Below are 14,303 nucleotides of genomic sequence, written 5' to 3' on the forward strand. Positions count from 1 at the left end.
TTCATCAAATGACCACAATATCGATATTTTTGAGGAAGCACTTTTATGGACCTCAGTTCAATATTAGAAAGATTTAAAAATTCATCATTAGAACCTAAAGAAAATATTCAAACGACTTTGAAGGAACTGGTGCAACTTTCGGATCAGGTTCCTTTTCCTGCATCAGGGGAAACTTTAAAACGCTGGCAAATTTTAAGCCAGATCTCGGCAACCAATTTAAGTCTGGGTAAAATATTTGAGTCGCATCTGGATGCAGTCGCAATTCTGCATGAATTAAATATTCCGGCAAATCCTCATCAGCTCTGGGCAGTCTGGGCAGCAGAAGGTGGGCCTCAGCCATTGCAGCTGGATGAAGGCAAGCTGACTGGCATCAAGACCTGGTGTTCCGCTTCTAGCTGGGTAGAGTCAGGCTTACTGACGTATCGGGATGAAAAAAATCGCTCTCAGTTATTAATTGTAGATATGCGGCAGCCCGGTATTCAGCATGACCATACTGTCTGGCAAGCTGTGGGAATGCAGCATACGTCCACGGCTCAACTTGAATTTAATCAGGTCCCTGTCAAAAAAGTTGCCGATCCACATGCTTATCTGGATCGGGTGGGATTCTGGCATGGAGCAGCAGGCGTTGCCGCTTGCTGGTATGGTGCGACAGTAGCTCTTGCTGAATATCTGCAGCAGGAACAGTTAAGAAAACCACATATGTATAAAGCCATGTATCTGGGTGAAATCAGCCGTGATCTTTTAGCTACTCAGGCTTTGTTCTATCGGGTTGCAGAATTGATTGACCAGCAACCTAAATTTCCTCATCAACTTCAGATTCAGGCTTTGCGTGCGCAGGTTGAAGCTACTGCATTAAATGTGCTCAACCAAGTTGGAAAAGCGCTTGGCGCATCGCCTTATTGTACCAATTCTTATTTTGCCCAGCTCGCAGCAGATCTGCCGGTATTTATCTGTCAAAGCCATGCTGCTTTTGATCTTGAGCGTATTGGAGAACTAAGCGCACAGGAGGAAGAACTATGGGCACTTTAAAACATGAGATTGTCGAAGATCGTGTGATCCATGGGGAAGGGACGCGGGTGGAAGAATGGCGTAACTGCGAAATACTGCAACAGATGCCAGAATTCGATATTTCCAGTGTAATTCCTGCAGATGCCAGAGTCTGTATTGTGGCACCGCATCCGGATGATGAAATTCTGGGATGTGGCGGACTGATGCAACGTCTGGATAAACTCGGCTATAAGATTGTACTGTTTGCAGTGACTAATGGTACGGCCAGTCATCCCGGTTCGAGTCTGTATACGCCAGAAGAACTGAACCAGATTCGTCCAGCAGAAACTCGCCAAGCTCTGGAAGAATTGTCCTTAGAACAGCCAGTTCTTCGGATTGCTTTGGATATTCAGGATGGAAAAGTGGCTGAGCAGCGAGACTTGCTCAAACAGCAATTGTATTCATATTTACAGCCTAATGATGTATTGGTCACGACTTTTGTTCATGATGGACATCCAGACCATGAAATAACCGGCCAGGTCGCCCAGCAACTCGCGACTGAGCTACAGTTACCGTATATTCAGGTTCTAATCTGGGCGTGGCACTGGGCCACACCAGGAGATACCCGAATTCCATGGACGGTTGCGCACAAACTCAGGCTGACAGATGAAGAATTAAAATGTAAAGCCCGAGCTGCACGATGTTTCAAGAGTCAGATTGAGAATGACCCGACGACAGAACAGGCACCGATTGTTCCTGAGCATGCATTAGAGCGTGTTTTACAGCCATGGGAGGTTTATCTGTATGAATAGTAAATCAACCTATGATCATGCTTATTTTGATGCTCTTTATGCGCTGAATCAGGGAGATCCATGGCATTATGAACAGCGCTGGTATGAACAGCGTAAACGTCAAATTTGTAAAGCACTCTTGCCCAAACTGCATTTTGAATCTGCCATAGAAATCGGTTGCAGTAATGGCATGCTAAGTCAGGAACTAGCCCCACATACAGGAGAACTCATCTGTCTGGATGCCAATACGACAGCGATCCGGCTGGCGCAACAACGTCTGCAAGATTATTCTCATGTCAGTTTTGTCCAAGGCGTTGTTCCGGAAGACTTGCCAGAGCGTAAGTTCCAGCTAATTGTACTGAGTGAGGTTTTATATTATCTGGATCAGGCCGCTTTAGAGAAATTGACCCACTGGCTGCAGCACGCCCTTGATGCAGAAGGCTGTATTCTGGCTTGTCACTGGCGGGCATCGATTTCAGGTTTTAGCTTTACTGGTGATGATATTCATGACCATTTAAATGCACACTTACTTTACAGAAAATGTTCACAACTTCAGGAACCTGATTTTCTAATTGATGTCTGGATGAATAGCCCACAATCTGTGGCAGAGCAAGAGGGCCTTAAATGAATAAAATTGGCGTGGCTATTCCTGCCTGTAATGAAGAAGCCTTTATAGAACGCTGCTTGCTGGCCTTAAAAAAAGCACAATTTGAATTTTATCAATACCTTGGTTCATCAGGAAATATTCCCGAGATTAAGATTTTAGTTGTCTTAGACAGTTGTACCGATCAAACCGCGATCAAAGCGATGCGACTGGGGGTGGAAGTTATTAGTTGTGACTTTCGTTCAGTGGGTAAGACCCGTCATTTAGGAATTCAAAAAGTAATTGAACAAGGATGCGACTGGATCTGTTGTACTGATGCGGATTCATGTGTTCAGGAGGACTGGTTCAAGATCATGTGGCAGCACCAACCCACTGATGCAATTTGTGGAGTCGTTGATGTCGACGAGTGGAAGCATTTAAGCTTGGAAGCCCGATTGAAATATTTAGGTCACTATCAGGATAAAATGGATCATCGGCATATTCATGGTGCAAATTTATGTTTTAAAACAAGTATATATAATGATTTTAATGGGTTTCGCCAGCTAGATTGTCATGAAGATGTCGACTTTGTTCGCCGTTTACAACAGGCAGGAGTCAACATTACCTGGTCCAATCAATTAAGGGTAACAACCAGTAGTCGTCTAAGGTCAAAAGTTACTGAAGGTTTCGCCTGTTTTTTACAAAAGCTTGAGTTACGGGAAGCAATGAAAAAACCGATCAGCGTATACAAATAAAACTATAAAATTATAAATTTTATACAATCAATTACTTGTAAAAAATTTAAAAATTCATCTCTAAAAGCTATTTCATTTAGAAAAATTCTGTTTATAATTCACACAAATTAAGCCCTGCTACTTATATTTTTCAGCTATAAGTCCGCGGGGTTTTTCTATGGATGATCGGTAATGGATGCCTGAGCTCTTTCTTTTGGAATGACAATGTTAAATTCACAGCTAATTTCTCGTCTTCAGTCTCCATCACCGTATCTCTGGCAGAAAATCGCCACTGCACTGTGTTTTTTTAGTCTAGGTTTTAGTACAGCTGCCTGGGCGCCATTAATTCCTTATGCGCAGCAGCGCTTATTGCTGAACCATGCTGACTTTGGTTTACTTTTGCTATGTGCCGGAGTAGGTTCAATGCTGGCCATGCCATTGGCAGGTCGTATGGCAAGCAAGTTTGGTTGCCGTACAGTACTGGCTGTTATTCTGGCTGCATTTCTGTTCATCCTGCCAGCGCTAGCGATTAGTCCTACCAGCTTGATGATGGCAATTACCTTGTTTTTCTTTGGGGCCAGTGCAGGCGCTTTAGGTGTAACTGTAAATATTCAGGCTGCCCAGATTGAAAAACTCATGGATAAAAGTTTGATGTCGGGTTTCCATGGCGTATGTAGCTTGGGTGGTCTGGTTGGTGTATTAGGCATGACCACGTTAATGGGATTTGGTCTGGCACCTTTAACTGGCGCACTGGTCGTAAGTGTGATGTTGCTTGCGATTGCGATGCTGGCAATTCCATTCTGCTTAGGTGGTCAGTCATCAACTACAGAAGAAACTAATACAGCTACAGCAAAACCTGCGAAAAAAGCGCTACCAACATTCGCAATTTTAGGTATTGGTCTGATCTGTTTTGTATCCTTCCTGTCTGAAGGCGCAGCGATGGACTGGAGCGGTATTTATCTGGCAACCCAGTTTAACGTACCTGCGGCGCATACCGGTTTGGCTTATAGTTTCTTTGCTGGCTTGATGGTACTTGGACGTTTTAGCGGTCATCTCATCATTCAAAGCTTGGGTGAAAAAACCACTATCTTACTAAGTGCTTTACTGGCTGCAGCAGGCTTATTCATGGTGATCTTTGCACCAGTATGGCAAGTCGTTTTAACCGGTTATGCGATCTTGGGTCTAGGTAGTGCTAACATTGTTCCATTGATGTTCTCTCGTGCAGGCCGTCAAAAAACTATGGCTTCTCATGTAGCATTATCTTATGTATCGGTATTTGCTTATACCGGTTCATTGATCGGACCAGCGCTGGTAGGTTTCGGTAGTGAAATTATTGGCTTACGTTTAGTATTTACGGTCATCGCAGTTGCTTTAATGAGCATTGTAATCCTGAACCATCTGACTGCCGGTCACAAAGAATCAGAAAAAGCAGAAGGTCTTATTGCCGGCCTAGACCATAAAACACCAGCATAAAGCTGTTGTTTTTTATGGGCTTTTCAGACTTATGCATGCATATTGAACTGGGTCGAGATGCCTTTGGCCACTGGTCGATAAATTCGCAAGCTTTGTGATTTTTTCAGGTCCGACAGGAACTGATCACGCCAGCGAATGATATCGAAATTCTTTAAGCCTTGCTGTAAATAGCGGTAACGTTCCAAACGTTCTGACTTAGGCATACGCAAGGCTCTTTTCAAGGCTTTGGCCATACTGTCCTGATCATAAGGATCGACCAGTAAGGCTTCCTTCATTTGCTCGGCAGCCCCGGCATATTTAGACAGAATCAATACGCCTGGATCTAATGGATCTTGCGCAGCAATATATTCTTTGGCGACCAGATTCATCCCGTCACGGATTGAATTCACCCAGCAAATATCCGCCTTACGATAGAGCTGCATCAGGGCTTCATGACCCAAAGTGTCATAGCTACAGTCAAAAGGCAGCCAGTCTACATTGCCATGCTGATGGTTTAAATTCTGCACCGCAGCCTGGAACTGTTCATAAAGTTTTTTATAGCTGTTCACATCTAGTCGACATGGGCAGGCAATCTGTAATTGCTGGAACTGATTTTTAAATTCAGGCTGTTCATCCAGCAACTCCTGGAATGCATGAATTTTCTCCAGCAGCCCTTTACTGTAATCAATCCGGTCAACCGAAATAATGGTCTTATGGGCATGTGCTTTATCCAGATCAAAGGGCAGGTCAGTGACTTGGCTCTCAGCAGCCTGCTTCTGAATCTGCGCCGGGTGTACACCGATTGGATAAGCTTTCACATAAATCCGTTTAGACTGATAACTCAGGATTTCATCATTGCAATGCTGGATATTTAATACCTGTTCCAGGAAATCAATACAGTTGGCCTGATCGCGTGGAGTTTGCAGACCGATGACATCAAAATCTCCCAGATGTCGGGCCAGTTCCTGATAAGGAGACAGCGTTTGCCAAAGTTTCAGTTCCGGGAAAGGAATATGCAGGAAGAACCCAATCCGGTTGCGCATGCCTAATTTACGACAGTAATGCGCAACACTCAGAAAATGATAATCATGAATCCAGATGATGTCATGCGGTGAAGCCACCTGTTTCAGGTGTTTGGCAAAACGCAAATTGACATCTTTATAGGTTTTAAAATCCTGCGGCTGATATTCAACACGTTGATGCTGGTCATGCATTAACGGCCATAAGGCATTATTAGAAAAACCACAATAATAACCCTGGTACTGGGCTTCGCTCAGTGCACTGGTATGATATTCCACATTCTGATGTTTCAGAATCTGAAATTTCTGTTCCTTGTTCTGGTCAACTCTGGAGCCATTCCATCCAACCCAGATACCGCCTATATCTTGCAATGCATCCTGCAATGCAACAGCCAATCCACCAGCCTTCATACTTTCTGGGTTAGGTAGATTCACACGGTTTGATAACACAATGAGTTTAGACATGTGATTTCTCCAATCGTTGTTGTTCTTGTACTTCAATTACCTTTAAAAATTCTTTCAGGAAGGCCTGAACTTGAGAGACGTTTTCCAGTCTGTACCGTGCTAGGGTCTGGCCAGGGCCTACTTTGATTGAGCAGCCGTGAAGGGCATTGATGACTTTGAATCCGGCTTCATCGGTCAGGTCATCACCGATAAACATGGGATAATGATCATTGAGATGGTATTGCTGAATAATCTGTTGAATCGCTGAACCTTTATTGGCGCCTTTGGGCACCAGTTCAAAAACATACTTGCCAGCTTTTAACTCAAAGTCGGAAAACTGGTTGAGACATTCCAGCGCAAAAGCATGTACGCGATCTTCTAGTTGAGGATGTTCACGAAAATGTAGTGCAACAGAATAATCTTTAACCTCGATCCGCAAATCAGGGATTTGAACTGCCTGTTCCTGAATATATTGTTTTAGGGCTTGTAGCTGCGACTTATTTAAAGAGATTAATGTCTTTAAATTAGCTTGATAGATTAATTCCAGACCATGTGATCCAGCGATATTCCATTGCAGAGGGTGAATAAGTTTTTGTGCTTGTAAAATAGAACGACCAGTAACTAATATCAGCTGAATATATTGTTGTAAATTTTCCAATATATTTATAATTTTAGGTTGAATTATACTTTTATCTGGATCTGGGTGAAATTCAGAGATTGTTCCGTCAATATCAAGAAATAAAACAACCTGGTCTGAGTCCATATTCAGGTTGCAATCATTTAAAATCATCTTTGGCGATATATAAAAAGATGAGCTAGATGAATCTTCTAAATCTTGTTCCCTATGTATGCCTGACATAAATCCACCTAAGTACTTGATATAAAATAGATTAAAATTTATAGTTAAACTGTGTGATTTTTAATCTAATTAGTTTTATAACATATTCTATTTTTCAAAATGGCTTTAGGCGCAGAAAAGAAACACTTTTGACATGTAAAGTTACTTTGTAAAATTTGGAAATATTCAGCAGAAAAAGTTGATATTCTTTGTATATTTGTAAAATAATTTTTCAGTGATTTTTAATATATTAATAATGATATTTAAGGTATTGCATATTAAGTGATTGAGTAAGTTTGAGTGCTATAAATAAGATTCTTTTGATTATTTAATGTAAAAAATGGTTTTGATTTATATTTCTAAAAATTAATTCATTGGCTTTCTATTAAATAATAGATCTCTTGCGAAAGTAAAAACCACCTCAATATAAATTTCATGAGATATCAGAAATTAAATCGTTTTTCAGATTCTGAATTCCAGCGCTTGGTTGGTGTACCTCGACCAGTTTTTAGTGAAATGGTCGAAGTTTTAAAAGAAGCAGAATCACTTAAAAAGAAATCTGGGCGTCCTCATACTTTAGCTATAGAGGATCAATTATTATTAACACTCAATTACTTACGGAATTACAGCACTCAATTGGAATTGGCTGCAAATTACCATATCGCTGAAAGTAATGTGAATCGAACCATTAAAAAGGTTGAAGATGCGTTGATGAAATCAAGACGTTTTACTCTGCCAAAACGAAGTATTACCACAGCAGACGAACACTTTAACTGGGTCATTATTGATGCGACAGAATGTTCAATAGAACGTCCGAAAAAAAAATCAGAGTAAGTTCTACAGTGGTAAAAAGAAGAAACATACGCTAAAAGCACAAGTGATCTATCATCCGAACAGCAAACAAATCATAGGGCTAGATATATCGAATGGCAGTCAGCACGACATTAAATTGGCAAGAAAAACGGTTAAAAAATTCAAACATTGTAAATATGTTATGACCGATTTAGGGTACTACGGATTAGAGCAAGATGGCTTTAAATTATTGCTGCCAATAAAGAAAAAGAAGAATTTACCCTTATTTGATGTTGAGAAAAAGTACAATAAAATGATTGGAAAAATACGAGTTGTGATCGAACACATTAATAGTCAATTGAAAACATTTAGAATATTAAGTGAACGCTATCGAAATAGACGAAAAAGATTCGGTTTACGCATTAACCTAATCGCTGCACTGGTAAATCGGATGAACTTGCAATAACGACTTTCGCAAGAGGTCTAATAGGTATTAAATTGGAAATATTAAAAAACACATTTAATATAAAATAAGAATATAGTGCAGCCTATTAATTTTTTATTAAAGCCAGTTTTGAAAGGAAGGATAAATTATAAAATCTTGGTGCTACATAGAAGAGAGAGGGTTATATCGTTGAGAGACTAGGTAGACATAACCCCATAAAGAGGAGAGCAGATCGCTTATAGCTCTCTCCAGACATCGTTCTCATCTTTCAATGGAATAGTAAAGTTAAAGTCATCATCATTACTGACTAAAAGACTGGTAGGGGTTTGCATCAAAACTTTTAAAACAGTACCAGCTTCAAAAATAATCGGGTGACAGTTTTCCTTTTCCAAGGTCACTGGCTTAAGTAATTCAATCACAGAACTTTCCATATTTTTATTCCCAAATATTGATACTTCGCTGTTTTTTAATCTTAACATGATTTTTGCACATTTAACTAATTTTTGAAAAACCGAGACATAAGTCAACAAGTCGGTCAATTTTTCTTAAAAAGCGCTTAAGTCAGTAAATTAAAGGGATAGAGATTAAGATTTAATTTTCAAACGATTTGTGTTTCTTAAACTCGAATATTTTCAGTTTATTTACCGACGAAAAGAAGAGAAGGAGACAAACGGCCCCAAATAGTAAATCTAGCGCAAAATCTACTTGTCACTTTTTGACAGGCCAGTCATGATCTCCTCCATTCTATTGCGTACGTTATGCGCTAGTATTAAAGCAAGAATCATATAATCTGATATCAATTTGGCTTTAGCGATTTTGTGTTTGTATGTAATTTTTTACATTGAATTGCAAATTTATGCTGCAGTTCGTTGAAAGTCTGAAAATAAGAATAAACTGTGCGTCATTTGGATGACCCGTACATCTATAAGGAGAATTAAGCCCCAATGTTTAAGTCATTTTTTCCACAACCAGTGTGGTTTTTTAGTAGTCTGGTACTGTGGTTTCTGATCAATCTTGGCCTTTGGCATAGTGGTGGATCAGGCTGGGGTGTCTATTTAGGTATGACTGAAGGTTATCATGATCTTAAAATGCCGATAGGAATCAGCCGTTTCTGGGCGCCAAAATTTCTCTGGTTCTATCTCTGGTTTTTTGTGAGTACCGCGATATTTGCTACCTTCTGGTATTTTAAAGCGAAACATCCCTGGCAGCGCTGGTCCGTATGGGGCTCGGCCTTTATCCTGTTCAATATCTGGTTTGGGGTGCAGGTTAATGTGGTCTTAAATGAATGGTATAGTCCGTTCTATGACCAGATCCAGAATATGCTCACCCAAGGGGGCGGAGATGTCAGCCTACTATATCAAGGTGCATTGACCTTTATTTATATTGCCATGGTCTATGTCACGCTGGCGGTGTTTAACCTGTTCTTTGTCAGCCATTATGTATTCCGCTGGCGTACGGCGATGAATGACTACTATACGGCGCATTGGGAAAAGTTACGTCATATTGAAGGGGCATCACAGCGTATTCAGGAAGATACCATGCGCTTTGCCAAAACTACGGAACAGCTCAGTGTCTCGCTCATTGAATCTCTGATGCTATTAATGGCATTCCTGCCAATTCTGTATGAGTTATCTAGTCATGTAAGAGTACTGCCGATTGTCGGTGAAATACCGCATGCATTAATGTGGGCGTCGATCGGATGGGCAGTTCTGGGCACTGTGATTTTAATGATTGTCGGGATGAAACTCCCTGGACTGGAATTCAATAATCAGAAAGTAGAAGCGGCTTATCGTAAAGAGCTGGTTTATGGTGAAGATTATGCCGATCGCGCTCACCCGCTCACCTTGCAAGAACTGTTTAGCCGGGTACGTACGAATTATTTCCGGCTATATTTCCACTATGCCTATTTCAATATGGTCCGCATCTGGTATCTGCAACTGGACAATATTTACGGATTATTTATTTTGTTTCCAAGTATTGCCGCGGGTGCGATTACACTCGGTTTGATGATGCAGATCCTGAATGTGTTCGGTAAAGTTCGTGAATCCTTCCAATATCTGATTTTATCCTGGCCTACGATTATTGAATTGCTCTCCATCTATAAACGTTTGAAAGCATTTGAATCCCATCTCGATTAATTTTTCTTATATTCATAGACAATTTTAAAAGCCAGATCATTATAGGTCTGGCTTTTTTATTGATTAATTTTTATTCAAAATCTAATTGAAAATTACGATCTAGAGAGGTGCGAAAAAATTAGGATGAATGGCACTAAAACATCCCAATATTAGGGTATTCAAGCTATTTTTTCTTGTCTAGAATTTTAAAGGCCAGCCAGGGTGCTGTTTAATTTCCAATAATATGACGTATAAAAATAATTAGTGTACGTAAAGGAAATTATTCAAATTATAATCTCATTCAGACAGCGATAGAGAGCATAATTGCCGTTATTGTCCATGATAATAATATCTCTAATTTTTGTTGAATGAGTAACCGGAGAACTGATCTGTTTCTTCTGTTTTTTTATATCTTTTTTCTACTGCTTCATCTTTCAATTGATGAGTAATCCAGCGTATTTGTTGACTTGAAGAATGTTAATTTGATCAATTTATCTGGATTAAAGCCGGATGAATTAGGCATTTTATTCCTCATTTTTAGTGATAGGTCTCGCTATATTTTTATATTTATCAATCTGTTGAGATTGTTGTTTTGGCACATTTGCTATATGTTATAGAGGCCTGGGGGAGATAAGCAGTGAAGCTAAAATTAATAATTCCAACAATATGTGTAGCAAGTCTGGCTGGATGTAATAGTATTCAGCAAATGAAATCAGATATGCAGCATCCTTATGCAAGTCCTCAAGAACTGATCGTTACAAGAAACCTGAATCAGGCTGATGGTTCGGCAAAAGAATATGTTTATTCATGGGAAAAATCCAAGCAGCATTTAGAGCCACAATCCCTCTATCCACGAACCACTTTAAGCCAGTACTGTCATGAACGGGGCGGCAAGTTTTCACTGTTATACAAAAGCCAGTTGGCTTCAGTAAAAGATTCTGCCCAGAAGAACCGTTTAAGCAAAAACCGTTATGTCACCCAAGGTATTGGTGCCTATCAATGTACGATGCCTCAAGGGCAAAACTGGATTGTTTCTATTGAGCCGATCTCTGAACGTCAGCCAGAAAAAAATAATACTACCCGTGTAGTCCGGATCCTGAGCAAACTTCAAAGCTCGGCTGAAGCGCGTCATTTCTATCAGGGCCATAAGGCTACGGCTAAGTCTAATAAAATTGCTGAAAAGAATGCGGCCAAAACCTCAGTCAAAGATGAGAAAAAGGAAGTAGATAAAAAAGAAGCCGATAAGAAAGAGATAAAAATCCCTGCTGTTGAACCGGCAGTGATTGCTGTTCCCGCTGCTCGTACAAGTAGTATCGAAACGCCACAACAGCAGCAGATGAAACTGTATGTAGCTGCACGCCGTGATATCAATAGCGGTAAGAACCTGAACAATGCCTGCAATAATGCCCAGCGTGCCTATAACTATGGCAAATTACAGGGTACAGAAGGAACACGTGTCTATACCGAATCCGGCATGCTAGTGGCACGCTGTTTAAGCAGTATTCCAGTCTATGCTAACCGTATTCCAAATTCCAAGGTTCAGGCCAAACGAGTACTGCAGAATCTGGCCACCAACTATAACCATACTGGGGCGAAGAATCAGTTGAGACAGTTAAAATAAGTCTATTATTTTCACATGCAGTTTGATCATTTATTTGGCAAAGTAGATGCACATGAAAAGTCATCTACTTTAAGTATTGGTGATATTTAAAAAAGTATTTCTTAAGCATAGCAGAACTTAAAAATAATATTTTTCTTTTGAAGATCAATGATAAAAGATAAATAGTTATTCTGTTGATAGGAATAAAAATTAATTATTATTGGGTCGCAAATCGAACCTCATTTCAGAGTAAATTTCCCGCCACCATCTCAGATTTTCTCCTCTATCTCTCTTGTTAAATACAAGCCCATTCAACGGCATATTCTAAAAATTATTGGTATATCTCTTGCTTAAAAATTATCAGTTTTGTGCTTATGGCCAGAGCAAGAAAAACTAATTGATTTTTAACATACACAATAATGAGATTTATCGCTTGAGAAAACATATTTTAAGTCATTTGATTCTTGTGGGTGCATTTCTACATTCACCTGTGAGTTATGCAGTGAGTACAACTTCATTAAAATCGGCAATTGATCTGAATGCGATTGATCGGACGGTTGATCCAAAGCAGGATTTTTATCAATTCGTGAATGGAAACTGGCTGAAAACCGCAAAGATTCCAGAAGATCAGGCATTGTCGGGTGCATTTGCTGAAGTGAGTATGAGATCAACCCAGCAGTTATTTGGCATTTTTAATGAGCTGGCCAAAAAACAGCATCCGCAAGGTAGCAATGAACAAAAGGTCGCGGATCTTTATGCCAGTTATATGGATACCGATCGGCTAGAACAGCTCGGACTTGAGGCATTGCAACAAGACCTGCAGCGGATTGAAAGTATCAAGACCAAAAAAGATCTGGCAGAATTTTTTGCCTATGCGGAAAAAATCAATCTGAATTTGCCATTCTCTACCCGTTTTTATCAGGACCGTAAAGCTTCTTCCAAGGCGATGATGTATGTAGGGCAAGGTGGCTTGGGAATGCCTGACCGTGATTTTTATTTGAGTGAGCAGCCTCGACAACAGGAAATTCGCAATACTTATCTGCTTTATATCGCCAATACCCTGAATTTTGCCGGTCAGCCCAAGCCGATTGAAGATGCTCGCACTATTCTGGCTTTGGAAAAGGCACTGGCAAAAATTAGCTGGTCCGCTGTGGAGCTGCGCAATGATGAGGTGAGAACCTATCTCGTTGAAACTAAAAATATTATTAACTATATGCCTTCTTTTGACTGGATGAATTATTTCTCAGAACTGGGCTTAAAAGGTGCAAGAAAAGAGGTTGCGATCTCGCAGATTAATTATTTGCGTCAGCTGGATCAGTTATGGAAGGTTGTTCCAATTGAAACCTGGCAAACCTATTTGAAATTCAATCTGATCAATAGTTATTCGCCATTTTTAACAGAAGTTTTTCAAAATCATCATTTTGAATTTTATGACAAAACGCTAGAGGGTGTACAAGCACGTTCTCCACGGAATGAGTCTGCCTTGAAGCTAACTAACGGTATTTTAGGTAATGTACTTGGCAAGCTCTATGTAGAAAAGCACTTTAATGAAAGCCAGCGCCCAGCGATGCTGGAAATGGTAGAAAACGTCCGTAAAGCCTTTCATCTGAAACTGGATCAGGCAGACTGGATGGGTTCGGATACCAAAAAACAAGTGCGGCATAAGCTGGATAGCATCAATATCAAAATTGGTTATTCGAAAACATGGCGGGATTATTCAGCCCTAGAGATTCGTAAAGATGATCTGATTGGGAATATCCAGCGGACCCGGCTATTCAATTACCAGCGTGAACTGGACAAGGTGGGAGAACCGATTGATCCAGAAGCCTGGCACATGTCGCCACAAACAGCCAATGCTTACTATAACGTTAAGCTGAATGAAATCGTATTACCTGCGGCCATCTGGCAGGCACCATTTTATTATGATGATAGTCATGATCCTGCAGTGAATTATGGTGCCATCGGGGCTGTTATCGCACATGAAATTAGCCACGGTTTTGACGATAGAGGAAGCCGCTTTGATGCCAAAGGCAAGGGTGAAGAAACCTGGAACGAGCGCGACCGTAAGAAGTTCAATGAACGCACCAAAGCCTTAGTCGAGCAATATAAACAATATGAAGCTCTGCCAGGGCATAAGGTGAATGCGGAATTAAATAAAAGTGAAAATATCTCTGACAACCTAGGCTTAGGGATCGCTCATATGGCCTACAAGTTATCACTCAAGGGTCAGCCAGCACCTGTCATTGATGGCTTTAGTGGAGATCAGCGTTTTTATATAGGCTGGGCACAAGTCTGGCGTAGCAAAAGTAATCCTGAATATCTGTTAAATAGCCTAAACCTTGCCAGCCACGCGCCAGGTCATGTACGTGGCAATGGCGCCGTCCGCAATCAGCAAAGTTTCTATGAAGCTTTTGGGATTAAAGAAGGGGACAAGATGTATTTATCACCTGAAAAACGAATCTCCATCTGGTAACAGGATTTAAAAAAACAGGTCTGTTTAT

The 14,303-nt window shown here is 40.5% G+C and carries 12 protein-coding genes; 9 read left to right on the forward strand and 3 right to left on the reverse strand.

Annotated elements, in window-relative coordinates; translation table 11 throughout:
* The first annotated feature begins 45 nt into the window (after positions 1-45).
* The 5 genes from O4M77_RS03780 to O4M77_RS03800 all read left to right on the forward strand — a co-directional run bounded on the left by O4M77_RS03780 (position 46) and on the right by O4M77_RS03800 (position 4,568).
* Positions 46-1,029 (forward strand): acyl-CoA dehydrogenase, encoded by a 984-nt coding sequence (locus tag O4M77_RS03780; protein ID WP_323713865.1) that lies wholly within the window; start codon positions 46-48, stop codon positions 1,027-1,029.
* Positions 1,017-1,799: a PIG-L family deacetylase gene (locus tag O4M77_RS03785; RefSeq protein ID WP_323713866.1), complete on the forward strand. Its 783-nt coding sequence runs from the start codon at positions 1,017-1,019 to the stop codon at positions 1,797-1,799. The genes O4M77_RS03780 and O4M77_RS03785 overlap by 13 nt, the downstream gene beginning before the upstream one ends.
* Positions 1,792-2,406, forward strand: coding sequence for a class I SAM-dependent DNA methyltransferase (locus tag O4M77_RS03790; RefSeq protein WP_323713867.1), 615 nt, complete (start codon positions 1,792-1,794; stop codon positions 2,404-2,406). The genes O4M77_RS03785 and O4M77_RS03790 overlap by 8 nt, the downstream gene beginning before the upstream one ends.
* Positions 2,403-3,116, forward strand: a complete 714-nt coding sequence (locus tag O4M77_RS03795) for a glycosyltransferase family A protein (protein WP_323713868.1) — start codon at positions 2,403-2,405, stop codon at positions 3,114-3,116. Before O4M77_RS03790 ends, O4M77_RS03795 begins: the two co-directional genes overlap by 4 nt.
* 204 nt (positions 3,117-3,320) lie before the next feature.
* On the forward strand, positions 3,321-4,568 hold the full coding sequence (locus O4M77_RS03800; RefSeq protein ID WP_312309261.1) for an MFS transporter: 1,248 nt from the start codon (positions 3,321-3,323) through the stop codon (positions 4,566-4,568).
* A gap of 29 nt (positions 4,569-4,597) precedes the next feature.
* Here the strand turns inward: O4M77_RS03800 and O4M77_RS03805 are convergent, their stop codons facing one another.
* Together O4M77_RS03805 and otsB are read right to left on the reverse strand one after the other, a co-directional pair.
* Positions 4,598-6,031: an alpha,alpha-trehalose-phosphate synthase (UDP-forming) gene (locus O4M77_RS03805; RefSeq protein ID WP_323713869.1), complete on the reverse strand. Its 1,434-nt coding sequence runs from the start codon at positions 6,029-6,031 to the stop codon at positions 4,598-4,600.
* Positions 6,024-6,869: a trehalose-phosphatase gene (gene otsB, locus O4M77_RS03810; protein WP_323713870.1), complete on the reverse strand. Its 846-nt coding sequence runs from the start codon at positions 6,867-6,869 to the stop codon at positions 6,024-6,026. Before otsB ends, O4M77_RS03805 begins: the two co-directional genes overlap by 8 nt.
* A 414-nt stretch (positions 6,870-7,283) precedes the next feature.
* Between otsB and O4M77_RS03815 the strand changes: the two genes are divergently transcribed.
* Positions 7,284-8,106 (forward strand): IS5-like element ISAba27 family transposase gene (locus tag O4M77_RS03815; protein ID WP_302699744.1). Its coding sequence is split into 2 segments (ribosomal slippage): positions 7,284-7,664 and positions 7,666-8,106, totalling 822 coding nucleotides; the frame shifts between segments, so codons are not numbered across the junction.
* Between the two features lie 215 nt (positions 8,107-8,321).
* On the opposite strand, the gene O4M77_RS03820 is transcribed toward O4M77_RS03815, so the two are convergent.
* Positions 8,322-8,516 carry a hypothetical protein gene (locus O4M77_RS03820; protein ID WP_125279298.1) on the reverse strand — a complete coding sequence of 65 codons (195 nt, stop codon included), beginning with the start codon at positions 8,514-8,516 and terminating at the stop codon, positions 8,322-8,324.
* A gap of 513 nt (positions 8,517-9,029) precedes the next feature.
* On the opposite strand from O4M77_RS03820, the gene sbmA reads away from it, so the two are divergent.
* The 3 genes from sbmA (at position 9,030) to O4M77_RS03835 (ending at position 14,275) form a co-directional block, all read left to right on the forward strand.
* Complete coding sequence (gene sbmA / locus O4M77_RS03825) at positions 9,030-10,223, forward strand: peptide antibiotic transporter SbmA (protein WP_323713871.1); 1,194 nt, start codon at positions 9,030-9,032, stop codon at positions 10,221-10,223.
* A 616-nt stretch (positions 10,224-10,839) separates the two neighbouring features.
* Complete coding sequence (locus O4M77_RS03830; protein WP_323713872.1) at positions 10,840-11,823, forward strand: hypothetical protein; 984 nt, start codon at positions 10,840-10,842, stop codon at positions 11,821-11,823.
* 412 nt (positions 11,824-12,235) lie between these two features.
* On the forward strand, positions 12,236-14,275 hold the full coding sequence (locus O4M77_RS03835) for a M13 family metallopeptidase (protein WP_323713873.1): 2,040 nt from the start codon (positions 12,236-12,238) through the stop codon (positions 14,273-14,275).
* Positions 14,276-14,303 lie beyond the last annotated feature (28 nt).

It is taken from the genome of Acinetobacter sp. YWS30-1 (genome assembly GCF_033558715.1).
Classification (GTDB): Bacteria; Pseudomonadota; Gammaproteobacteria; order Pseudomonadales; family Moraxellaceae; genus Acinetobacter.

What these genes read in the sequence shown, in the direction of transcription:
- O4M77_RS03800 (WP_312309261.1), top strand. Translation starts at nt 3,321, where the DNA reads ATGTTAAATTCACAGCTAATTTCTCGTCTTCAGTCTCCATCACCGTAT.
- O4M77_RS03795 (WP_323713868.1), top strand. Translation starts at nt 2,403, where the DNA reads ATGAATAAAATTGGCGTGGCTATTCCTGCCTGTAATGAAGAAGCCTTT.
- sbmA (WP_323713871.1), top strand. Translation starts at nt 9,030, where the DNA reads ATGTTTAAGTCATTTTTTCCACAACCAGTGTGGTTTTTTAGTAGTCTG.
- otsB (WP_323713870.1), bottom strand. Translation starts at nt 6,869, where the DNA reads ATGTCAGGCATACATAGGGAACAAGATTTAGAAGATTCATCTAGCTCA.
- O4M77_RS03780 (WP_323713865.1), top strand. Translation starts at nt 46, where the DNA reads ATGGACCTCAGTTCAATATTAGAAAGATTTAAAAATTCATCATTAGAA.
- O4M77_RS03805 (WP_323713869.1), bottom strand. Translation starts at nt 6,031, where the DNA reads ATGTCTAAACTCATTGTGTTATCAAACCGTGTGAATCTACCTAACCCA.
- O4M77_RS03820 (WP_125279298.1), bottom strand. Translation starts at nt 8,516, where the DNA reads ATGGAAAGTTCTGTGATTGAATTACTTAAGCCAGTGACCTTGGAAAAG.
- O4M77_RS03790 (WP_323713867.1), top strand. Translation starts at nt 1,792, where the DNA reads ATGAATAGTAAATCAACCTATGATCATGCTTATTTTGATGCTCTTTAT.
- O4M77_RS03785 (WP_323713866.1), top strand. Translation starts at nt 1,017, where the DNA reads ATGGGCACTTTAAAACATGAGATTGTCGAAGATCGTGTGATCCATGGG.